Source organism: Legionella stuttgartensis, from assembly GCF_977063405.2.
This window is the reverse complement of sequence record NZ_CDRUHA020000056.1, coordinates 1-22451: the sequence shown is the minus strand read 5'-3', so window position 1 is coordinate 22451 and position 22451 is coordinate 1. Positions and strand designations below refer to the sequence as shown.

Below are 22451 nucleotides of genomic sequence, written 5' to 3'. Positions count from 1 at the left end.
GTGGTCGATAGTCCCAAATATTATGATTCAAAGCAAGAAAATATGATGGTTTATTCAAACGTCCATTTGATTTTCAAATTTTAATTACTGCAGCACCTGTAAACCGTCCGTGACGCAGATCGTCAAGTGCTTGATTGACTTCATTTAATGGATACGTATTAATTTCTGTTTTAATAGGAATTTTCGGTGCAAGTAATAAAAATTCTTCACCATCCTTTCGTGTTAAATTTGCTACAGAACAAAGAGTTCGCTCTCCCCAAAGGATGTCATAAGAAAAACTAGGAATATCACTCATGTGAATTCCAGCACACACCACTATCCCTCCCTTTACTGTATTACGAAGCGCAAGTGGGACAAGTGCTCCTAACGGTGCAAAAATGATCGCAGCATCAAGTGGGTGGGGCGACTCTTGCTCGGAATCCCCTGCCCATACCGCGCCTAAGCGATAAGCAAACTCTTGGGCCTGTTTATCGCCGGGACTCGTAAAGGCATAAACCAAGCGTCCTTGTTTTTTTGCTACCTGAATAAGAATATGTGCTGCTGCGCCAAAACCATATAATCCCAAATTTTTGGCATCATTTGTTTTCAATAAGGCTCGATAACCAATTAATCCAGCACAAAAAAGTGGGGCGGCCTGCTCATCAGAATAACCCTCAGGTATAGGGAAACAAAATCGTTGGTTCGCCACACAATATTCTGCAAAGCCACCATCAATTTGATAACCAGTAAATCGGGCTTGATCACAAAGATTTTCACGACCTGACGTGCAAAACAGACATTGCCCACAACTCCCACCTAACCACGGGACCCCAATTCGTTGTCCAATAGTAAAAGGACTATTCAAAGAACCGATTTTTTCAATGGTGCCAACAATTTGATGCCCTGGTATTAGCGGAAGTTTGGGATCGTGTAATTCACCATCCACAACATGTAAATCGGTACGACAGATGCCACAAGTATGCACTTTAATGAGCACTTCATTTTCTTGGGGCTCAGGTTTGTTTACTTTTTTATAGATTAGCTTTTGGCCTGTTTTTTCCATAATCATCGCATGCATCATAATATCGTCCTTAAATCGTATATGCTAAAAATCAAATGATATTTATTAAACTGTAGACCAATTAAAACTATTTTGACTTGACAAATTCCTTTTGTATATCAAACTGTATTTTGGTGTATTTTTCACGTTAATGGAAATTATATAGGACGGAGTCGATAATATGAATGCGCTATTAAAATGGAAAAAAGGAGCCCCTATTTCTGTTGAACATCCTCATAATCCTTTTTTAAGTCTTCAACAGGAAGTGGATAAAGCATTCCAGGATTTTTATGAAATGTTTTCGCCAAACAAAAGCATGGAGCAATTTGAAGATCTGAATCTTATGCCATCAATGGATGTTGTTGAGGATAAAGATCACTTTACCATTCAGATGGAAATGCCTGGCATGGATGAAAAAGACATTACTGTGTCTTTAAGTGGTAATTCGATCACAATTACAGGTGAAAAATCAATTTCCAAAAAGAATGAACAGAAAAAATATATTTCCCGAGAAATTAGTTATGGTAAATATGAGCGCTCACTCTCTTTACCCGCTACAATTGATATAAATAAAGCCAAAGCAACTTTTAAAAAAGGAATGCTCTGGATAGAATTACCCAAAAAAGCTGAAGCCAGAAGCAACTCTCGACATTTAAAAATAGAAACTGCAAAATAAAGATACAATGCCCCATGATATTTATTGTGGGGCGCTAATGCTCTAACGTTATATACAGCAGCCACACTCTCAAGTGGATTATGAATTTTATTAAAACAGGCCATATAGATGAGTTACATTGAAAATTACGTCTTTGATGAACTAACAATTGGTAAATCAGCAAGTCTAATACGCACTCTAACTCCCGAAGATATAGAACTTTTTGCCATCATGTCGGGGGATATAAATCCAGCACATGTAGATGCTGAGTATGCTAAAAATGATATGTTTCATAAAATTATCGCTCATGGAATGTGGGGTGCGTCACTTTTATCTACTGTTTTAGGAACAGAGTTGCCCGGTCCTGGCACCATTTATTTAGAGCAAACTTTAAAATTCGAACATCCGGTTGCTCTAGGCGACACAATTACAGTAACACTTGAAGTAGTGAATAAAATACCTGGGAAACAGATTGTTGAGCTGGATTGTAAGGGTATTAATCAACAAGGAAAAATGGTGATTAGTGGCCTCGCAAAGGTTATAGCCCCCACAACTAAAATTAAAAGAGAGTGTGTTGAGTTACCTAAAGTGGAGCTTAAACCAAAACAGGAACATTGGTATCACCACTTAATTATGGCAAAAAACTCCCTCAAACCACTTAAGACTGCGGTGGTACACCCTGTTGATGTATTGTCACTAAAAGGAGCAATTGCTTCTGCAGAGGAGGGATTAATTATACCAGTTCTCGTTGGCCCGAAACAGAAAATTCTTGATGCCGCAAAAGAGGCCAATATTGATATTTCAGCGTATGAGCTTATTCCTACAGAGCACAGCAATGAAGCTGCTGAAACCGTGGTAAAATTAGCTGCAGCACAAAAAGTTGAAGCCATTATGAAAGGAAAACTTCATACTGAAGAATTGATGAAACCTATTGTTTCTAAGGAAAACGGATTACGTACTGGACGCCGCATGAGTCATGTATTTTCCCTTGAAGTGCCCAATTATCCCAAACCTATTTTTTTGACTGATGCTGCAATCAATTTATTTCCTAATCTCAAAGAAAAGTGCGACATCGTGCAAAATGCGATTGATCTATTTCAAGCACTCGAGCTAGGTACACCCAAAGTCGCAATTCTTTCTGCAGTTGAAACGGTAAATGAAAAAATTCCATCCACACTTGATGCTACGGCATTGTGTAAAATGGCTGAACGCGGACAGATCAGAGGGGGAATTTTAGATGGCCCATTAGCATTTGATAATGCTATTTCTATGGATTCAGCGCGTGAAAAAGGTATTTTTTCTCCTGTTGCGGGGAATGCCGATATCTTAGTAGTTCCTGACGTGGAATCAGGCAATATGCTTTATAAACAGATGACTTATTTATCGGGTATTGAAGCAGCAGGAATGGTCTTGGGAGCTCATGTTCCCATTATTCTTACCAGCCGAGGTAGTGATGAGTTATCAAGAAAAGCATCATGTGTTATGGCTTTATTGTACGCACGAAGAAAAAAATAATGAAGACAAAACAATCTGGCGAAGTCATTTTAGTGATTAATGCGGGATCTTCCAGCATTAAATTTAGTTTTTTTATTTCTTCTTTAACAATAATTTATCACGGCGAAATAGAATGTATTTTTGATAATCCACATATTACGATTTCTAATGAAAAACATGAACAAATTATTAAAGAATCCATTTCATCCCCTGGGTATGAATCTGCAATAATTCATTTATTTGGATGGATAAAGCGTTTACCAACGCGTAATATTTTAAAGGCGGTTGGTCATCGCGTGGTTCATGGTGGTCGTTTTTTTAATGCTCCCACATTAATTAATACGGATTCCCTTGAAAAACTATCTTCTTTAAATCCTTTAGCGCCACTTCATCAACCTCATAATGTGGCTATCATTGAAAGTATCTTAAAGCTTTATCCTGAACTACCGCAAGTTGCTTGTTTTGATACATCATTTCATCAAACTCAAGACAAACTGGCTACTATTTTTGCAATCCCCAGGGGCTTTAGTGAGGAGGGGATTATTCGTTATGGATTTCATGGTATTTCTTATGAATACATAGCTTCAGTTTTACCTGAACAAATCAAAGATAAAAAAGTAATAGTTGCCCATCTGGGCAATGGTGCCAGCATGTGCGCCATGGAGTATTGTAAAAGTGTTACAACGTCTATGGGCTTTACTGCCTTAGATGGCTTAATGATGGGAACTCGTTGTGGAGTGATTGATCCCGGGGTCATTTTATATTTACTTCAAGAAAAAAAACTATCGATAGAAGAGGTAAATACCATTTTATATAAAAAGTCTGGACTTTTGGGAGTTTCTGAGATCAGCAGTGACATGCGTGAACTTCAATCGAATAAGGATCCACGGGCAATAGAAGCGGTTGAATTATTTTGTTATCGAGCAGCACGAGAGTTATGCGCTTTAGCCAGTAGTTTGCAAGGATGCGATGCCATAATTTTTACTGCCGGAATTGGTGAACACTCTGCGCCAGTGAGAAAAAAAATATGTCAACGTTTGGCTTGGTTGGGGGTTATATTGGATGACCCTGCAAATCTTAAAAATGCAGCGGTAATTAGTCATCCTCAAAGTAGGGTTTACGTAGGTGTTATTTCTACAAATGAAGAATATATGATTGCAAAACATACTTTGAGTCTGGTATTAGATGCATAAACTATCTGGAGTTATTTATGATTCAGTTGTTTTTAAGATTAATTGTAGTGATTTCCGGATCTGTCGCGAGCTGGTTTGTTGCACATGATGAACTAAAGTTTCCTATCATTCAAATGGTAGTCGCAGTAATTTTATTTACTCTTATGATCATGATTGTTGCTTTTTGGCCTGAGTTAAAAAGTTGGGTTAAACGCATACGCAATAAGAATTAAGCACTGGTAAGATTTGGAAACTCATCCTTAAATATATTATAAAATTGGTCATTCAAGGCCACATCATCCTGAGGAATTTACAATGATGGAATCTCCTGGTTTTAGCGTTATTATAATACCGGAGATCCCTTGCTACGCTCGGGTGACATAATTGTGCTCGGGATGACTTATAAGCTCATGCTTTTTACCGGAGTAGTGTAGGAGCATGAGTTGGTTTCAATTATTTTATCTCAGGTCTTTCTTTAGTTTCTTCATCGGTAATTTCTTCAATCTTGGGACCTACTTTTCTCATATGAGGTAAGGATTCAATCGTTTTAAGCATACAGTGACGAATTGCGTCCATGTCATTAACGGGAATATCGCTTGGTACATGTGAAAATACATAGGTTTCATCATCATTTTCATACATACCATTAAGCATTTCTAATAGACCTGACCTCGCTAAATATTTGGCTTCATGCATCGTAATTACTCTTCCGTCAGCAGGAATAAGTCCCATATCTCGATTTCTTTGATTAACTAAATCAAACTCATCTGTAAGATATGCATCATGCTCAGCAAAACCTACTTTTACAGAACAAACTCTAAGCTTGTATTCTGGATTTTCAAAGCTAACTTCATGCAAAGGAGTCTTGATACTTGTCCAATTACATAACAGTTGGCCAGGAACTGTTAAAAGATGAATATCTTTTACATCGTGGATTCCTAGTCCTACATAGGTTTTACCAAAATTTCTAATCATAGTAATCTCTATGTTTTTTGCAGCTGTTTCCAAGACGTCCGTCAGCCCTTGAAACTCTGTATTCATTTCTGTTTCTAAGTCGTAACGTTTTTTAAAGCGTTTAAATAGCTCTTCATGAGTCCCTAGCACCTCTTTAGGATTAATAAAAAAAGGGGGTAAATTAGTTGTGACAATTGCTCCAGTGCTGGGAATAATGGTACTCATGCTTGCATAAGTACCACCAACTTGTAATGATGGGGTAAAAGAACCAAATTTGGTGGTGTTATTAAGGATAACATGTTCAGGAATGTTATAATGTTCCTGTTTTTTTTTGCTGGGTGCACATAAAAACCTTTGCGTTTTTAGAAAATGAGCTACTTCATCATTACTCATACCTCTGAAGATAAGATTTTTTTTATTTTCCTTCTCTAGACGTGTGACAAACTTTGGAAATGGATCATGACTCGAATGTAAATTTGTTTTATAAACCGTTTTAAAATCTTTTAAAATGGAACTTTGGCGAGTTTTTAGATAATCTAATACAACATTGGAGTATGAAGACTCACTGCGGCCTCTACCATGTGACTTTACATGACTAAAAAATTCTCTTGCTTTCATCAGGAACACTCCAACGATTTAAGTGATCGAATTTGGATTTATCTGATTATAATTATAGCATTTGGATTATAATTTGTTCTTGTTGTAACTCTTGCTATATGGAAATGAAAAAATGCAATAAATTATGGACAATAAGTTAAATAAACAGTTAGGAGAACATAGTGAAACAACATGCCCAAGGATTTTTAGCACTGGTAGCTGAATCAAAAAAACGTATTAAAGAAATAACACCAAAAACACTAAAAGAAAAAATTGATCGCCATGAACAGATGCATCTTATTGATGTGCGCGAACTTAATGAATGGGATACAGGTTGTATTCCGACCGCAATTCACTTAAGTAAAGGAATTGTTGAGCGAGATATTGAGAAGACAATTCCGGATCTTAATGCCCAAGTCATTGTTTATTGTAGTGGGGGATTTCGAAGTGCCTTAGTCGCGGACAACTTACAAAAAATGGGTTACTCCAATATTTTATCGTTAGAAACAGGACTGCAAGGCTGGCTAAATGATGGATATTCTTTACAAAAATAGATGGTTTAGGACATTGTGAAAGAAAAGGCACTCGGCTAACCTCTCTTCTAATAAGAGAGGTTAAGAGCTCCCAGATCTGAATACCTTTCTAATAAGACATGCGTTTAAAATTAATAGTATATTCGTTATTCCAATGCCAATTTCTTTCTTGATTTGTTGAAATGATCAAGGATTTTACCTTTTTAGCATCTAATTTGTTATTTTTCTTATAAAGTACTAAAAACTCGCTAGTATTTTCAACAAGAGGCGAAAGAAGAAACATTGACTTCGCCATGTTTGCAACAAGACGATATTGTTTTGTTGTGCCATTGTTTAGATTCATAGTAATCTGCAATTGTTGCGGTTTAAAGATAATGGTTGCTAAAGTTCCCCATATAGTAGGGGTTAGCTCAATTTCAACAAATAGTAGTTCGGTTTCTGGTATTTTGACTTGCTCACCAAGCAAATGAGATTCCTTTTTTAATAAAGTCATTTTTTTTTGATGCTCATGTTTCTTCTTTCGGAGAAATAGAAAATTATTATTGGAATGAATAGGTTGATAATTAACCAGTAGTAAGGGCCAACTTGCACCATCCTCCAACGAGGGGACTCGTTGATCAATAGGTTCAATTTTAAAAATAATATTATCAGGTTTTTGTTTGCCTTGAAGATGTTGTTTATTGTTCTTAGCCAAGACTGTATTAAAAACAGAGTAGCTCTGAAAAATTGGACGTGGCGACCAAGTGTTTTGTGAAGATATTAAGTACGCTTGATCGTATGAGTAAATGTCAGTGGTACCTTTTAAAATGGGGAATGCCGCTTGCTCATGTATAAAATTCATAGTGAACGCAAAATTTTTTTCGAGCCAGGAAAAATCGTGTATTCTGTTCTTTAAACCATGCCAGGCCGATGAATAAGTAGAGATAAAATTATCTCGAATGGATATGTGGGTATACTGACTATTAATGTAAAACCAAGTGTTTAATGAAAAAATAATGAGCAAGTAACTGATCCAGGAATTAAAAATTAAGGATAAAAATAGTGCTGCAAGGAAAATAGAAGTTCCAGGTATGAAAGCATGACCAAAATGACGTGTAAAACCGGTTTTAAAAGAAACAAATAGAAAAATAAAATACATACTCAATAAAAAGATTTTTTTAGTAATGGGTATTTGTTTGTTCCATGAAATGGTTGTGAAAATTAATAGACAAGTAAGCAAATATAAAAATATTTCGTTCATATTTCCATCAGCAGACATGGCTTCAGTAAATCCTGATGCTATGAAAAGTGAGCTTGTGAGATAATCAGGTAATGTCAGAAGTGATTGTCCTGCCGCCAACCAAAATACAATGATTGATATCGAAGGAGATAGAAGACAAATCAATGCGAGTTTTTTTTCTTTGTGTGCAAGAAAAAAAATGAAGCAAAGAAAAAGCATAAGTAAGCAAATAATCAACATTGACCCTTTGATTAACGCCATTAAGCCAAAGGGAGCAAAGAGGAAAAAAACAAAGAATAAAAGATAATTTCCAGCGGGCTTATCTTCCAATGAGATGATTTTGAAAGTGCATAATCCAGCAAGCAATGGATAAGAAAAAAACAAAGAGTCCCGTGAATAAATCATCCCTAAAAATGGAACGCAATAAATTAGAGCCCAATACCATTTACTTTTTTTCATTAAAAATCGTAAACAACCCCAGTACGTAAGTGCTATGTAAAAACAACCTGTAAACATCATTAGATCAGTTGCTGGATGATAGGCTTTTGTATAAAGAGATGAATAGGGGCCTAGGGTAAAAATTATTTCCTTACCAAAAGCCAATCCTTGAGCAACTGCTTGGTTTAGTCCAAGGGCCCATGAAGGATCGATGCCTGAAGCTGGCATTTTGGGAGAAAAGGGAACAAAAGCAATGATGAGAATCAGTAATAGCAATAATTGACCCAAAAAATATAAGGGCTTATCTGCTTTTTTAAGCAGTATCCTTGGTAGGTTCCTCAATGTAGGCATCCATAATTTTATTTTCAGTAGTGTAGCTTGGGTGATATATGGTAACAATCTTTTTATAATTTGTAGCCTAGGCTACGATCATAAAGTTATCTAAAACAGAAACGACAATCCTAAAGAAACTGTATTCGAAATGTCGGGAGTAATACCTGTATCCTCAATTGTTTTAAACGCCCCGTAATCATGTTCGTTTTCATATTCTACGAACAAACTTAGACCAGGCATAAGACGATAATAAGGTCTTACTATATAACGCATTTGATTCAAACCACCGCCAATTTGAGCATGGACCACTGTTTTAGTTGCTAAAATACTGCGGATTCCCGTTCGTATCAAAAAATTATTAGTAATTTGCGTATCCCGCGATAGTTCAATATCGAATTTTACGCTGCCAGCATAGAAATAAGTTCTTATATCGGTATCAATGAAAAAAGGCATTAATCCTTCCAGACCAAGGCCAGCTTGCCAATAGGGTTTGGTGGCAGGTTGATTAAAATAGTTTACTCCACCTTTAACTGCCCAAAATTGACTGATTAAATGCCAGTAAAATATATCAATATCCGCATTTTCAACTACGTCTTTGTACAGTTCAGCATCATTGGTAAATAATTCTAATTTATTATAATCAGGACCATACATGCCCTTATATGAAAGTCGTTGAGAGTTGTGTAACGGATCGGCCCCCACATCAACAAGTGTAGCAAACCAAAAGCCTGCACCATGAGCCATAGGATGCTTTACTAAATGTAAATTAATCGGCCTAATTGCTTCATCGACTCTAATGATGGGGCGGTTGTAATAAGCTGTATTCTTCTCAATGTCTTCCGGTTTGGCTGTACCTTCTGCAATTTTGATGATTGTTGTATATTGAAAGACCCGATTCATTCCCGTCATCATATGATAAAGCATGTGACAATGGAAAAACCATTGCCCACTTGCATCAGTATCTACATCCGCAGTTATTGTTGCTCCTGGTGGAATATCTAGAGTATGTTTCAAAGGATCATAGGCATCTTTTCCTGTTCGTAAAATGAACCAATGACCATGAATATGCATTGGATGATGCATCATGGATGTATTGGTAAAGACAAAGCGATAACGTTTCCCGGGTTTCAACGGAATTGGTTTAGCCTTATAACCAGGTACGCCATTGATGAACCAGATAAATTGTCCCATGTAGCCAAATAATTCCAAATTAATCACTCCTTCGACAGGTTTATTGGGATTATTGGTTGGAACTGCAGCAGTCAAATCACGATACTTTGTTTCTAATGACGTCATATAGGATGAATCAGAGGGGGATACTGTATCTTTAAATCGAGTTGGCTCAATGGGCATCTTCATGCCATGATCCATCTTCATGCCATGATCCATCTTCATGCCATGATCCATCTTCATGCCATGATCCATCTTCATGCCATGATCCATCTTCATGCCATGATCCATCTTCATGCCATGATCCATCTTCATACCATGATCCATCTTCATACCATGATCCATCTTCATACCATGATCCATCTTCATGCCATGATCCATCTTCATGCCATGCGTTTGCCTCATTGAAAACTTTGGTTTTTTTTGTTTTTGTTGATTTATAGGTAAGGTTCCATGATACATACCACCCATCATAATATTCATCATTTCTCTACTGACAGGGATGGGTTCAGGAAAGGGCTCTACTTGACCGAATTGAACAGTTTGATTTGCTCTTGTCTTTAAAGCGCCATATGCAGTCCCGACGGTATCTTTTGAGCCTGCATAAATAATATAAGGTCTATCGTTATCTATTTTCACTAAAACATCATATGTTTCTGCTGGTGAAATCGTTAATTCTTTAGTTGAATAAGGTTTTACATCATTTCCATCAGCTTGGATGACCCTCATGATGGAACCCGGTATTTTGATACGGAACATGGTGCTACTCCCGGCATCAATAAATCGCAAGCGAACGATATCACCTACTTTAGCAGGGGCAGTCCATGGGTTGGAGTTAGGATGTCCATTGATTAAAAAAGCATCGAAAGCGACATCACTTATATCATAAATGCCCATGCGCATTTGCTGCATGCTTTTATAATCGGCAATGAGACTTTGTCGTTCATTTTTAGATGCCTTATGATAATCATGAATAAATTTTGCGAGTGATGGTTGTAGCGGAAAGCGAGGAGCATAATAATCTCCGGATTTTTTAAGATTTGCTAAAACGTGTTCAGGTTTTGTATTAATCCAATCCGATAAAACGATCACATAATCTTTGGTATAGGTATAACGTGGCGTTTTTTTTGGATCAATCAAAAAAGCCCCATACAAACCTTGTTGTTCCTCCAAACCAGCATGAGCATGGTACCAATAAGTACCGGATTGCTTTAAAGTAAATTGATAATGAAAAACTCCGCCTGGAGGAATTTCAGTTTGTGCCACACCCTCCACACCATCCATTTGCCAGGGTACCAATACACCATGCCAATGTACGGCTGTTCCTTTATCAAGATGATTGTAAACATTAATAGTCACCTGATCGCCTTCTTTAAAGTGTAAAGTGGGGCCGGGGATTTGATTATTTACAGCAATAGCTTTGGCAGGTTTATTGGCGAAATAAACGGTTTTATAAGCGATATCTAAATCAATGATTTTGTGTGCTGCGAATGCGGGAAGTGAGAACATCCATGAAATCAAGCATATAAGGAAATGATATTTTTTAAATTGGGAATCATAAAAATTCATCTTGCTATCCTTTTAATGCATTTGCTCTAAACTCAAACGCAATCCTAGAGGTTTATGACCTGTACAATATCATTTACATGATAAGTAAAATAGTGGGATCTGGGATTGGAACAATTATCAAAAGTGGAAGATATTTGGATTAATAGATAGTTTGAGTTTTTGCTTTTATAGCATTCTAGGTTTTACTATTGCAGGCTCTTCATCTAATCGAGTATGAACAAGCTTATAGGTTTTTATAATTGAACCAGCCTCAGTTATTGCTGCATTTGTAGCAATTTCTAGTTCCAAAGGGGATAATGACAAATAACGTTGTAACCTGGATAATGCTTGTGAAAAACTCGTTATTTGTCCATTACTTGCTTCATTTAATGTTTTTCCTTGGTATGCATTATTAAGCATTGGGGCAGAATATTGCTCTAATCTCTTTGCGACCCCCATTGCTTGAAATGCTTGAAGCGATAAATTCCGTCCAATAAAATTAGGTTCATTTTGATGTTTAAGCAATTCTTGATAAACATTTGCCAACAGTAAATACCCTGCTGATAAATAATATTTTGCGGCGAGTTCAGCATAAAAAATTACCTTTTCTGCAATCTTTTCATCAAACTCATAGTGTAATAAATCTAATCCACCTTTACATAACGCATTTAAGGCAAAAAAACATCCATAGAGACCGGACGTCGCTAAAAATTCTTCTACATCGTCATAAAACTCCTTTGTATGCTCCATGTCGTTAAAAATTTTTCTATAATTTTCATAAAGATATAGTCCCTTGAGTAGATCAAAGCAAGAGCTAACTGTGGACATGGGTTGATATTCATGCACTGGTTTTAGATTTACTAAAGCATTTTCTTTGGGATTAACACCACAAAGTCGCCACATCTCTTCCCAGTGAGATTTTAATTCAGGTGCTTTACATATCGCATCAATTTCAGGATTATTAATCGCAAGCTTGAATAACTCTTCCTGATCTGCTTGTTCAATTATTTGATAAAAAAAATCCGGTTTCAATCGTTTTTTTAGGCTTAATAACTTAATTTGCTGGTAATTTTCTTGTTCATTTAACTCAAGAAATTTAGCTAATTGCATATGGAATCCAAGCAAGTGTTAAAAGAGCATACATATTTAATGTTTTCCCTATAAAAAATAATGAACACAAGAGGGTCTTATATTCTTATTTCTGCAATTAATTGTACACCCTCTCCCTCTTTTTCTATAGTAGTCTTAGATGTTTTATCCGCGTGAACAGATGAAACGAGTATATCTGCATCTTTTGTTGTTCTTTGTGGGCCAAGCCAGGATAAGAGTTTTTGTTTCGATTGAGTAGCAACAGATTTACTATCTGTTTTTAATGCTAGATGTCCATGTCCTTTTATTTCAATGATCCCATCTAATTGATGTTTCTTCAAAAGAGCTAGAATCATTGAATGCGATGCGCCACAAGTACTCATTTTTCTTGCATCTAACAAGTCATCTACGAACTGTGCAGCCACTTTTTGATCCACCCCGGCTTTTTCCAAGTATTTAATAATTAAATATTGACTGTCCATATTGGCATTAATACTATTTGGGTCTAGACCACGCCAAAAATTATAACACTTGATTTGTGCTCTAGAAGGGGGCATTGATCCAGGACCTACATCACCACCAATATTTTCGGATTTAAGCCATTTCCATGTAGCTTCCATATATTCCTTTTCTCGAACGGCCATGGCAGCTGCTCCGAAGAAAAATACTTTTTTATCGGCTGAGCATACATGAAGTACCATATCATTTTTATCATAAACAAGTGACAGATCGGTTTCAATTTCTTTGCAAAGGGTTCTCGTAAGATTATCATCTTGTCCAACAGAATAAATTAATTGGTCGCACTCAATAGGAAGGTTTTTTGATGCGCTTTTAAATGACAATAATAGTTTTCCATTACTTTGAGGTTCAATTTTTGATAATTCAGCTGTCATTAATTCTCCACGTGCCTTTGCCGTGGCTAATGCAGTAGTAGCAAGTTTACCTGTACCGGCTTTATCAAATTGCTTTGCTATCCAGGTAACTGTGTTTTGCTGATTTGTTTTGTTGAACTCCATATCTTCTGTTCGTTTATCATGCCCAAAAAAGCCTTTTCTATAGCATGCAGCAGCCGTTCCACCACCTCCGTAGATTACTATTGTTCTTGGTGCCTTACCGTGTTCTTCCGTTTCAGTTAAAATAAAACGGTTACCATCCACAATTGGTGTAAATCCTTTGTGGGGATCAAATTTGTTTAAGCTTTCAAAATCAACAGAGGAGAGCAACGATCCTGAAATGATATTTCTTGCTGGTCCAAGACCTGTGCAAATATTAAGCTCATCGGTATAGATCCTTTTTGCTCCAGCAGGAGTATTCACAACCACGCGATATTTCTGATCTGGAGAGTTCCAATCTCCTAAATGATTACTTCTTTCTTCAATGCGTAATACAGATGCACGTAACAAAGGTGCTTCTGTAAAACCAAGATTTACTTGATTTGCTTGGTAGACATGTCGACCATTAGCATGGGGATTTTTTTGATAATAATCTGTTGGCAAATAAATCGATGGATTTTCTCTACCCGTTGTACGCTCAAGAATACTGTGAGGTTGAGCAAGGGTATAGTTATGTCTCCAATTACCAGGATCTTCACCAATCATTAAAATTGGAGGAAGTTCTCCACGAGCTAAAAGTTCTTGGCTGGTTCCGTGATGTGCTTTATGTTGTTCAAGCCAAAGTGTAGTCCCAGTATCACCTGAACCAATAATTATTTGTGGTACCACAGCAAATTCTTGATGTTGTAACACCTGCAAAATGCTAGTACTCATTTTCTGGACTCGTTCTTGAGCAATTTCAAGACGATCATAACCTTTTGTTACTTTGGTTAAATCATCTTCAACTGTTGTATCAAAAGAGCTTGTTTGAGTGATGCTTACTGGTTTTTTTGTCTTTTCAACATAAAGAAAATTATCTATGAGTTCTTCTTTTAGCGTAATTTTATAGGCATATACATTATTGTAATCTTTAATTGCCTTTTTGAGTATTTGAACGCATTGTTCTGGAGTGTACGTTTTTTTAAAAATTTGCTTGTTTTGGCGAATTTGTTCAATAAGTTGCTCAAAATTATCTATTAAATCTTGAGTGGTACGGATTAAATTCTGATTTAATAATACACAAATAGAGTTTATCTCATTTTGTTTTATGTCTTTGGGGAGGGAGCTTCTACCCATATCTTACCTCTTGGATTGCTCATTATCAGCACACATAGGAGGTAATTGTATCAAGGCAGTATTAAGAAATTATTAATTAACCAGAGTGCCTGTTAATTTTTCATTAAAGAAAATATCTGAGTGAAGAACAACTCAAAATCTTGGCATTTAAAATTCATCTTGAATAACAAAACGTTACCTAGTACGCATAACAATTCGGATTTGTAGGGGAGTCGTTTAAATTTTATTCTAAGATCTTAGGAGTTTTATATTTTCTCAATTCTCATCCCCTTGTATAAATTCGGGACGTTGGGCTTATAAAATAATGTTAACATCCACTAGATTGATAGCTTTTTCCCTACGTTTTACAACGTTCACTTCTTTATGCTATAAACTTCGTCACTCGGTGGAACTAGTACATGACCTATAAGGGAAATTAAATTTGATGACACTATCTAAGGTATTTTTTATAAAATGTCCCGAACTGAACGACTATTGGACTTAATTCAGATATTAAGACGGCACCGTTTTCCAGTAAGTGGCGTATCGCTTGCCCAGGAGCTAGGAGTTAGCCTTCGTACTTTGTATCGAGATATTTCGATGTTGAAAGGACAGGGGGCTCCGATTGAAGGGGAAGCAGGTATGGGTTATATGTTGCGCCCAGGATTTACCCTTCCTCCACTTATGTTTACCACTGATGAAATTGAAGCTATAGTTCTTGGTTCGCGATGGGTAGCGGATCGAACTGATACTCAGCTCAAATTGGCTGCACAAAATGCACTGGCAAAAATTGCAGCAGTACTTCCCAATGAATTACGCGAACAACTCGAAATTTCTGGGCTGCTTATTGCTCCAGGAAAAGTCACCGAAGGTAAAGATTCTGATTTAATTTTAATTAGAAAAGCAATACGCTTGGAAAGAAAACTTCAAATGATCTACCTGGATGTAAATGAAAACTCTTCCGATCGGATTATTTGGCCATTAGCTCTGGGTTTTTTTGACCAAGTCCGTATACTTATTGCCTGGTGTGAACTAAGGCAAGATTTTCGACATTTTAGAACGGATCGTATTATTGAATTAAATCTAAAAGAAGTAGTTTATCCTGAACGTCGCCAACCTCTTTTAAAAAAATGGAGGGCAACTCTTGCGGTAAATAAATCTCAGTAACGAAATTTATTTTAGAAAAAGTAGGGTGTTGATTTATTTTTCTTTAAGAATACACTAAAACTATTCTACTCATCCTACATTAAGTTGCTATTCTATGCTTGAAGCATTTAAACACGAGTTAAACCATATTAGTATCCCACCTTTTCTCTATGGCACAGCTTGGAAAGAAGAACGAAGCCAAGAGCTAACTTTTCAGGCATTAAAATATGGGTTTACTGGAATTGATACAGCAAACCAGCGTAGGCACTATTTTGAAGAAGGGGTTGGACTTGGAATTCAGCAATTTTTAAAGGCAAGCGGAAAACAACGAAACGATTTATTTTTGCAAACCAAATTCACACCCGCTCACGGACACGATGAGCGCAAACCTTTTGAGAATACGGATTCATATAAAGAGCAAGTGAGACAATCATTTGCAAGCTCTCTAAAGCACTTACAAACCGATTACATTGATTCATACATTCTTCACGGCCCATCTTATAATTCTGGTATTGTTCAAGATGATCTGGATACTTGGGCCGCAATGGAGGATTTATATCATGAAGGAAAAATCAAATTACTTGGTATTTCCAATGTGGGTTTGGATCAACTGGAAGCACTTTATCATGCTGCAATTGTAAAACCGGCATTCGTCCAAAATCGCTGTTTTGCTAGTAAGCAATGGGATTTAGCAATTCGATTATTCTGTAAAAACCATGGAATAATTTATCAAGGATTTTCTTTACTCACGGCAAACCAAGCTTATTTGCAAACGAATACTATGTATCAACTTGTGGAACAGTATAAAAAATCGATACCTCAAATTATTTTTCGATTTGCATTGCAAAGTGGGATACTTCCTTTGACGGGAACAAGCAACCAACAGCATATGCGGGAAGATTTAGATCTGGACTCATTTGAACTTGCATCGGATGCATTAAAACTCATTGAAGAAATTAGTATGAACTGATTGTTCACTACTGACAAAAACTGTCACTGGCTTCGATTATATTGGTAACTTCTCTAATGAATTGGCAATGAATCATGAGTAAAAATTGGTTGGCGGTTGCGTGTGCTGAACATGTTCGTTTAGGTCAACACTTAGGCATTATGCAAATTTGTCATGGTAAACGTGCGCCTTTAAATCGGATCCATCCAAATGACTATGTTATCTATTACTCGCCAACAATCAGTTTTCATGGAAAAGATAGATTACGCTCATTTACAGCAATAGGAATTGTAAACTATGGAGAACCCTATCAAGTTGAAATGAATCAAGACTTTCATCCTTTTCGACGAAATGTACAATGGGCTAGGGCGTTTGAAATTCCTATTACACCTTTACTTCATGAGCTCGATTTTACAAAAAATAAAAATTGGGGTTATCAGTTGCGATATGGATTAATTCCAATAAGTGAACACGATAAATCAATTATTGCTGCTGCTATGCACGCTCAATGGTTATAAACTCAAGAGAGAGCTCATTATGAAGCAAATTACACCACAACTTATCAACCTCCAAGCATTTACCGTAATAGGTTTGAGTGCGCGAACCAAAAATTCTGATGAATTTAATCCTCAAACAGCAAAGCTACCAGAACTTTGGCAACGATTTTTTACGTCAAAAATATCGACTCAATCTGATGTACCGATTTATGGAGTCTATTCTGATTATGAATCTGATTGTAACGGTTTTTATACAGTTACTGCTGGAGTTAAGCTCAATGATTTGACAATAAAAAATAATTTTAATTCCATCAGTGTTAATAAAGGGAATTATCTTGTTTTTAAAAACTCAGGTTCTATGCCTCAAGCCATTATCGAAACCTGGCAAGCAATTTGGCTTTATTTTGAAAATCAATCTACTGTATTAAGAGCCTATGAGACCGATTTTGAGATTTATATGGGACAAGAGCAATGTGCAATTTACATTGGAATTAAATCTCCTCAACACTGAGAATTTTTTCGTTCGCTTTTAAATAGTGATGGATCGCGTTGACACATTGAGGCGATTCGCTTTATCGATTCTTTCGCATATCTAGCATATAATGTATAATTATTATACATACAAGACATTGTGAATACGTAATGGATAAATTGTTTCACTCCGATTTAATAGAATTATATAAGCTTATTTGTAATAAACAAAAATCTGAAGGCGTATGCAGAGGTTTCTCATGCATGTGGGCTCAGGCCATCCTTGCTAATGATGAAAAAGTATTTTTTGAAAGGCTTGATTTAATTTCTGCTTACAAACCTGATTTCGAAGCATTAAAAAATGAAATTGAAGAAGTCAAAAAGAAGGTACAGATGCATGAAAAGCTTGATAACAAAGCCAAGCAATTACTACAAATACTAGCCTTTTTTGAGGGTATTGAACTTTATTTGGCGCCAGATGAGCATAGTGATTTATTTAATAGAAATTATGTTGCTCAAGAAGACATTAGGGATATTTATTCTTTTGCTAAATCAAAGAAGCTGGAACAACAAGAGTTAATCAGTATACTGCACAAATCTTATGCATTTAACAAAACAAGTTTAGCCGACTATTTAAAAAATCTAGAACAGATATTAAGCGAAACTGATTCAGAGTTGCCGATTTTATTAGATAACTTAAGACATAGTGTTTGTATGAAATATAACAAGACAACCAAAACTTGGTTTTATATTGACACAAATGACTTTAAGCGATACCCATCTATGACATCCTATTATCGAGAAATGAATTTAGAAGGTCTTGTTGATAGTATTTTTGATTCACTGGATGGTAGCTCGAATGTAGTCTTAGGTACAAGGGTCCTTGCAAATGGCAATGGAGATCTAGATTCAATTAAAAAATCCTTTGTTAAATTTAACTTAGACTATCCCATTAAGCCTGAATTAGCACGTATGTATGATAGATATGGCGGTGGATTGTTATTTATGGCTTGTAAAAATGGCCATCTCGATATGGTCAAAGAGCTATTACTGCAACCTGGAGTTGAAATTAACCCTCATAGAGGAATGACCCCCCTTAGCATCGCCTGTTATAAAGGTCATGTTGAAGTAGTAAAGACTTTGTTAGCGCAAGAAGGGATTGAGATTAATCTAGCTGATGACCTGGGAGCAACCCCTCTTTTCTACGCATGTCAAAATGGTCATGTTGATGTGGTTAAAGAACTACTTAAGCAACCTAAAACTAATACTAGACAGACAAATATAGACACATTTTCTCCCCTTCATATTGCTTGCAAAAAAGGCCATGTAGATGTAGTTAAGGAGTTATTAAGTAAAAATATCAAGATTAATAAGTTAACTGACAAGCAGGAAACTCCTCTCTATATTGCCTGTAAAAATGGCCACGTTGATATAGTTAAAGCACTATTAAAGCAACCAGGTATTGATGTTGATCAAGAAAATATGCAATACGAAACCCCTCTTTATATTGCTTGCCGAAATGGGCATAGTGGTGTAGTTAGAGAATTACTAAGTCACGATCCTCCGATTAAAATTCATCGTTGTGATGAGTCTGGGCTAACTCCTCTACATATTGCTTGCGCAATGGGCCATCTCGGTGTGGTAAACGAGTTTATAAAACGCCCAAAGATGATTTTTACCCTAGAGACATTAAACACTGGATTAACCCCATTTCATATGGCTTGCAAAAATGGTCATGTAGAGGTAGTTAAAGCGCTATTAAATAACCAGAAAGTTAAGCGAAACCTAACAAAAGATATTCTAATAACGTCTCTTTATCTAGCTTGTGAAAGTGGCCATCTCGATGTAGTGAGAGAATTACTAAGCCAAAAAAATATTGATATTAAACAGAAAACTAAGTATGTGGGCTCCCCTCTATATGCAGCCTGTGCGCATGGGCATGTATCTATAGTCAAAGAATTGCTAAGAACAGAATCCATTGATATTAACCAACCGAATAATAATGGCAGTACGCCATTTTTTGTCGCTTGTGAAAGGGGACATCTTGAGGTAATTAAAGAATTATTAAGAAAAGAAAAAATTCAAATCAATCAAGAAGATAACTACGGAAGAACACCATTTTTTCAAGCTTGCCGTTATAAAAAAACCGCTGTCATTAAGCTTATTTTAAAATCACCAAGAATGGAAATTGAGTATTTAGATGGAAAAAAAAATTCACCTTTACAGATAGCGTGTTCATTTCTGGATACTTCAAAAGACAAAAAGGTATTCGAATTATTTTTAAATAAAAAAGCAAGCCTTACGCATAGAAATAATAAGGGCCAAACAGCATTAGATATTGCGATTAAAAGAAACAATACTGTAGCAATATCAATGATATTAAATTATGCACAGCATCACCAAATTAATCTTGAAGAAATCTTATCCTACTCACTTTGGAAAAAAGCCTTAAACTTGTCTGAAAGCGCACCCCCTGCTGTGGTTCAATACTTAGCAAGTTACAAAAATGATAAGGAAGACAAGCCATCTGATACTAAGAGAGCTAGGGCTTCTTTTTTTAGAGCCTATGTACCTCCTAAATACACTCCTAACCGCTACGTTGGAGGTGAGAAACTTTTAGAATCTGAGGATGAATCAGAATCCCCCCCAGAAGAAGATCCACCCGAAGACTCAAATAATTCATGTCCAGTCCAGTAAAATCTAATAGGGTAGTGAGCCCATCTCTGTCAAAATTGTAATGACCATAGAACATCTTAAATACAGCTGTGACCACTTTGTTAAGATATCCTTTTAGGAACATGACTATCCTAATATAAGCTATTTTGATGGATCATGCTCCAAGTGCTAGACATCTGAGGATTAAGAAAAAAAGCAGCTATTTTAAATAATTTGTTTTATTTCACTGCTAAAGTGTTTAAATAAATAACCCTATGCAATTGTTCGAATAATACCACCATCCACACGAATACTTGCTCCGTTTGTGGCTGAAGATAGAGGACTGCATAAGAATACAACCATATTTGCGATTTCATCAGGAGTGGAAAATCGTTTAATTAAAGAGGTGGGTCTTAGATCTTCAAAAATATCTTTCTCAATTTGTTTTGTCGATTTATTTTGTTGTTTTCCAAGATCAGCGACAAATTGGGTAATCCCCTCGCTGCTGGTAGGGCCAGGGAGAACTGAATTAACCGTGACATTAGTTCCTTTTGTTGTCTCAGCCATTCCCCGAGCAATAGCAAGCTGTGCCGTTTTACTCATGCCATAATGCACCATTTCTTGAGGAATTTGTACCCCTGATTCACTTGAAATAAAGATAATTCTGCCCCAGTTTTGCTTTAGCATGGGGACCAAATAATGACGACTCAAACGAACCCCACTCATTACATTGACTTCAAACATATGCAACCATTCTTCATCGGAAATCTCAACAAAGGGTTTGGTGCTATAAATACCGACATTGTTGACAAGAATGTCTAAAGTGGGTATTTGTTTAACTAATGCTTCTGTTTCTTTTTTTAGGCTCAAATCAGTAGGTGCTGCAATCAAGTTGGCCTCAGGATTGTGTGCTTTTATTTGTTGGATGGCCTCAGTTACTCTATCCTTAGTTCGCCCATTGATAACAACAGTTGCACCTTCATGAGCTAATATTTGCGCGATTGCAAAACCTATTCCTGCCGTAGAGCCTGTTACTAACGCTGTTTTACCTTTAAGTTTTAGATCCATGATTTATTCCCTGAAATCAATCGGTTGAAATGAAAAAGTACCTATTTACATACTTAATGAAACAGCTTAGCAAATATTTTTTAATTGTTAATCATTTTATAAATAATTATTCTAATAGGGGTTCTAACCGCAAACCTCAGAAATTACCGGGCATTTTTTGGTCACCTTGCTTTTTCTTAACCTCCGCCAAAGAACCTTTCCGATTATCTCATCAAGATTGATGATTATATCATCCGTAAATATGAGTGTTCTTGAAAATGAATGTGCCGCCAAGCTACAGGGGATATTTTCTTTAACATAGACACCGCCTTTTCATCGCCTTCAGCTTCATATTTCTGCTTGGGCACCGCCAAGTTAATACCTATTATAGACTCGGCATTTTGTAAGGGATGTTATGTTGAAGAGCAAACCAAAGGGCTATCGATTTCCGTTAGAGATTATCAGTTTTGTAGTATGGAGCTACCACCGTTTTAATGACAGCTATCGAGATGTAAAGGAAAGGCTGCTGTATCGTGGGATATTAGTGAGTCATGAAACAGCGCGTAGCTGGTGTATGAAATTAGGCTCCCCATTCCGTGATTAGAAAGCGGGAAGCAAAGCCTGCAGACAAATGGCATGTGGATGAGATGCTGGTGAAATTGAACGGAGAAAAATTCTGGTTATGGCGTGCCGTAGATAGAGATGGTTATGAACTGGATGTATTCCTGCAGAAACGTCGCAACAAACGTGCTGCCATACGGTTTCTGTCAAGGTTGTTGGGTTCATATCCAAAGCCCCGGGTTATCGTGACTGACGAGCTGAAGAGCTATACGAAACCTGTGCGCCACATGTGCCGTGGCACCGAACACAGACAGCATAAGGACCCTGAGCAATCGGGTGGAAAATGCCCATCAGCCAACAACAAGAAAGGAAAAGTGTCTGGTCAGGTTCAAGTCACCAGCTGGTGTCCAGAAGATGCTTTCCCTCATGGGAAAAACCCGCAATATCTTTGCCGTGAATGTCGAAAGGTACAGCAACACGGCTTCAGTGCAACGGGAAAAATTTCTGGAAGCCAAAGCAATCTGGGATTCTGCTGCACTCTCGCTTCTTTGTGTCTAAAATCCATGATTCTGGCATAATTTTATACTAAATTCGCTAACTTGACGGTGCCGTTGCAACAAAGCGATTGATAATCATCTCTTTGTCTGTATAATAAACCATCAATTTTGTTTTATTTAAGTCATTTTATATGTATAGTGTTAATGAATTGCTAAATTTAGATTGGATTTTAGAACTAA

At 36.6% G+C, this 22451-nt stretch carries 19 protein-coding genes; 12 read left to right on the top strand and 7 right to left on the bottom strand.

All coding sequences use genetic code 11. From position 1 onward, the window contains the following. Positions 1-73: 73 nt before the first annotated feature. Entirely contained in the window at positions 74-1057 is a 984-nt protein-coding gene (locus tag ACWTEW_RS14410) for a zinc-dependent alcohol dehydrogenase family protein (protein ID WP_454782584.1), read from the bottom strand. 163 nt (positions 1058-1220) lie between these two features. Here ACWTEW_RS14410 and ACWTEW_RS14405 point away from each other — a divergent pair, with 163 nt between their 5' ends. The 4 genes from ACWTEW_RS14405 to ACWTEW_RS14390 all read left to right on the top strand — a co-directional run bounded on the left by ACWTEW_RS14405 (position 1221) and on the right by ACWTEW_RS14390 (position 4593). Beyond that, a complete protein-coding gene (locus tag ACWTEW_RS14405) occupies positions 1221-1715 on the top strand; it encodes an Hsp20/alpha crystallin family protein (RefSeq protein ID WP_454782346.1) in 495 nt (164 codons plus the stop codon). A gap of 108 nt (positions 1716-1823) precedes the next feature. Continuing rightward, positions 1824-3209, top strand: a complete 1386-nt coding sequence (locus tag ACWTEW_RS14400) for a bifunctional enoyl-CoA hydratase/phosphate acetyltransferase (RefSeq protein WP_454782345.1) — start codon at positions 1824-1826, stop codon at positions 3207-3209. Further along, complete coding sequence (locus ACWTEW_RS14395; RefSeq protein ID WP_454782344.1) at positions 3209-4381, top strand: acetate/propionate family kinase; 1173 nt, start codon at positions 3209-3211, stop codon at positions 4379-4381. Before ACWTEW_RS14400 ends, ACWTEW_RS14395 begins: the two co-directional genes overlap by 1 nt. Positions 4382-4398: 17 nt before the next feature. Next, entirely contained in the window at positions 4399-4593 is a 195-nt protein-coding gene (locus ACWTEW_RS14390; RefSeq protein ID WP_454782343.1) for a hypothetical protein, read from the top strand. A 220-nt stretch (positions 4594-4813) separates the two neighbouring features. Here the strand turns inward: ACWTEW_RS14390 and ACWTEW_RS14385 are convergent, their stop codons facing one another. Next, positions 4814-5932, bottom strand: coding sequence for a hypothetical protein (locus tag ACWTEW_RS14385; protein WP_454782342.1), 1119 nt, complete (start codon positions 5930-5932; stop codon positions 4814-4816). A 161-nt stretch (positions 5933-6093) separates the two neighbouring features. On the opposite strand from ACWTEW_RS14385, the gene ACWTEW_RS14380 reads away from it, so the two are divergent. Next, positions 6094-6465, top strand: coding sequence for a rhodanese-like domain-containing protein (locus ACWTEW_RS14380; protein WP_454782341.1), 372 nt, complete (start codon positions 6094-6096; stop codon positions 6463-6465). An 88-nt stretch (positions 6466-6553) separates the two neighbouring features. Here ACWTEW_RS14380 and ACWTEW_RS14375 read toward each other — a convergent pair whose 3' ends face one another. From ACWTEW_RS14375 to ACWTEW_RS14360, 4 genes are all read right to left on the bottom strand, one after another. Then, on the bottom strand, positions 6554-8452 hold the full coding sequence (locus ACWTEW_RS14375; protein ID WP_454782340.1) for a hypothetical protein: 1899 nt from the start codon (positions 8450-8452) through the stop codon (positions 6554-6556). Between the two features lie 90 nt (positions 8453-8542). Then, on the bottom strand, positions 8543-11113 hold the full coding sequence (locus ACWTEW_RS14370) for a multicopper oxidase domain-containing protein (RefSeq protein ID WP_454782583.1): 2571 nt from the start codon (positions 11111-11113) through the stop codon (positions 8543-8545). Between the two features lie 225 nt (positions 11114-11338). Beyond that, positions 11339-12262, bottom strand: coding sequence for a DUF5630 domain-containing protein (locus tag ACWTEW_RS14365; protein WP_454782339.1), 924 nt, complete (start codon positions 12260-12262; stop codon positions 11339-11341). Positions 12263-12339: 77 nt separating this feature from the next. Continuing rightward, on the bottom strand, positions 12340-14409 hold the full coding sequence (locus ACWTEW_RS14360) for a hypothetical protein (protein ID WP_454782338.1): 2070 nt from the start codon (positions 14407-14409) through the stop codon (positions 12340-12342). A gap of 453 nt (positions 14410-14862) precedes the next feature. Here ACWTEW_RS14360 and ACWTEW_RS14355 point away from each other — a divergent pair, with 453 nt between their 5' ends. The 5 genes from ACWTEW_RS14355 to ACWTEW_RS14335 all read left to right on the top strand — a co-directional run bounded on the left by ACWTEW_RS14355 (position 14863) and on the right by ACWTEW_RS14335 (position 20148). Further along, entirely contained in the window at positions 14863-15555 is a 693-nt protein-coding gene (locus ACWTEW_RS14355) for a helix-turn-helix transcriptional regulator (protein ID WP_454782337.1), read from the top strand. 94 nt (positions 15556-15649) lie between these two features. Continuing rightward, entirely contained in the window at positions 15650-16504 is an 855-nt protein-coding gene (locus ACWTEW_RS14350; protein ID WP_454782336.1) for an aldo/keto reductase family protein, read from the top strand. A 74-nt stretch (positions 16505-16578) separates the two neighbouring features. Beyond that, positions 16579-17001 carry an EVE domain-containing protein gene (locus ACWTEW_RS14345; RefSeq protein ID WP_454782335.1) on the top strand — a complete coding sequence of 141 codons (423 nt, stop codon included), beginning with the start codon at positions 16579-16581 and terminating at the stop codon, positions 16999-17001. A 19-nt stretch (positions 17002-17020) separates the two neighbouring features. Then, positions 17021-17491 (top strand): GyrI-like domain-containing protein, encoded by a 471-nt coding sequence (locus ACWTEW_RS14340; protein ID WP_454782334.1) that lies wholly within the window; start codon positions 17021-17023, stop codon positions 17489-17491. Between the two features lie 131 nt (positions 17492-17622). Further along, positions 17623-20148: an ankyrin repeat domain-containing protein gene (locus tag ACWTEW_RS14335; RefSeq protein ID WP_454782333.1), complete on the top strand. Its 2526-nt coding sequence runs from the start codon at positions 17623-17625 to the stop codon at positions 20146-20148. Between the two features lie 231 nt (positions 20149-20379). Here ACWTEW_RS14335 and ACWTEW_RS14330 read toward each other — a convergent pair whose 3' ends face one another. Then, on the bottom strand, positions 20380-21174 hold the full coding sequence (locus ACWTEW_RS14330; protein WP_454782332.1) for an SDR family NAD(P)-dependent oxidoreductase: 795 nt from the start codon (positions 21172-21174) through the stop codon (positions 20380-20382). Between the two features lie 394 nt (positions 21175-21568). On the opposite strand from ACWTEW_RS14330, the gene ACWTEW_RS14325 reads away from it, so the two are divergent. Next, positions 21569-21757, top strand: coding sequence for a hypothetical protein (locus ACWTEW_RS14325; protein WP_454782331.1), 189 nt, complete (start codon positions 21569-21571; stop codon positions 21755-21757). Continuing rightward, positions 21750-22292 carry an IS6 family transposase gene (locus tag ACWTEW_RS14320; RefSeq protein WP_454782330.1) on the top strand — a complete coding sequence of 181 codons (543 nt, stop codon included), beginning with the start codon at positions 21750-21752 and terminating at the stop codon, positions 22290-22292. The genes ACWTEW_RS14325 and ACWTEW_RS14320 overlap by 8 nt, the downstream gene beginning before the upstream one ends. Positions 22293-22451: the final 159 nt, after the last annotated feature.

Coding starts and splice junctions, on each gene's coding strand:
- ACWTEW_RS14355 (WP_454782337.1), top strand. CDS start 14,863: ATGTCCCGAACTGAACGACTATTGGACTTAATTCAGATATTAAGACGG.
- ACWTEW_RS14405 (WP_454782346.1), top strand. CDS start 1,221: ATGAATGCGCTATTAAAATGGAAAAAAGGAGCCCCTATTTCTGTTGAA.
- ACWTEW_RS14350 (WP_454782336.1), top strand. CDS start 15,650: ATGCTTGAAGCATTTAAACACGAGTTAAACCATATTAGTATCCCACCT.
- ACWTEW_RS14330 (WP_454782332.1), bottom strand. CDS start 21,174: ATGGATCTAAAACTTAAAGGTAAAACAGCGTTAGTAACAGGCTCTACG.
- ACWTEW_RS14360 (WP_454782338.1), bottom strand. CDS start 14,409: ATGGGTAGAAGCTCCCTCCCCAAAGACATAAAACAAAATGAGATAAAC.
- ACWTEW_RS14410 (WP_454782584.1), bottom strand. CDS start 1,057: ATGCATGCGATGATTATGGAAAAAACAGGCCAAAAGCTAATCTATAAA.
- ACWTEW_RS14325 (WP_454782331.1), top strand. CDS start 21,569: ATGTTGAAGAGCAAACCAAAGGGCTATCGATTTCCGTTAGAGATTATC.
- ACWTEW_RS14395 (WP_454782344.1), top strand. CDS start 3,209: ATGAAGACAAAACAATCTGGCGAAGTCATTTTAGTGATTAATGCGGGA.
- ACWTEW_RS14385 (WP_454782342.1), bottom strand. CDS start 5,932: ATGAAAGCAAGAGAATTTTTTAGTCATGTAAAGTCACATGGTAGAGGC.
- ACWTEW_RS14365 (WP_454782339.1), bottom strand. CDS start 12,262: ATGCAATTAGCTAAATTTCTTGAGTTAAATGAACAAGAAAATTACCAG.
- ACWTEW_RS14340 (WP_454782334.1), top strand. CDS start 17,021: ATGAAGCAAATTACACCACAACTTATCAACCTCCAAGCATTTACCGTA.
- ACWTEW_RS14370 (WP_454782583.1), bottom strand. CDS start 11,113: ATGTTCTCACTTCCCGCATTCGCAGCACACAAAATCATTGATTTAGAT.
- ACWTEW_RS14375 (WP_454782340.1), bottom strand. CDS start 8,452: ATGCCTACATTGAGGAACCTACCAAGGATACTGCTTAAAAAAGCAGAT.
- ACWTEW_RS14335 (WP_454782333.1), top strand. CDS start 17,623: ATGGATAAATTGTTTCACTCCGATTTAATAGAATTATATAAGCTTATT.
- ACWTEW_RS14345 (WP_454782335.1), top strand. CDS start 16,579: ATGAGTAAAAATTGGTTGGCGGTTGCGTGTGCTGAACATGTTCGTTTA.
- ACWTEW_RS14400 (WP_454782345.1), top strand. CDS start 1,824: ATGAGTTACATTGAAAATTACGTCTTTGATGAACTAACAATTGGTAAA.
- ACWTEW_RS14390 (WP_454782343.1), top strand. CDS start 4,399: ATGATTCAGTTGTTTTTAAGATTAATTGTAGTGATTTCCGGATCTGTC.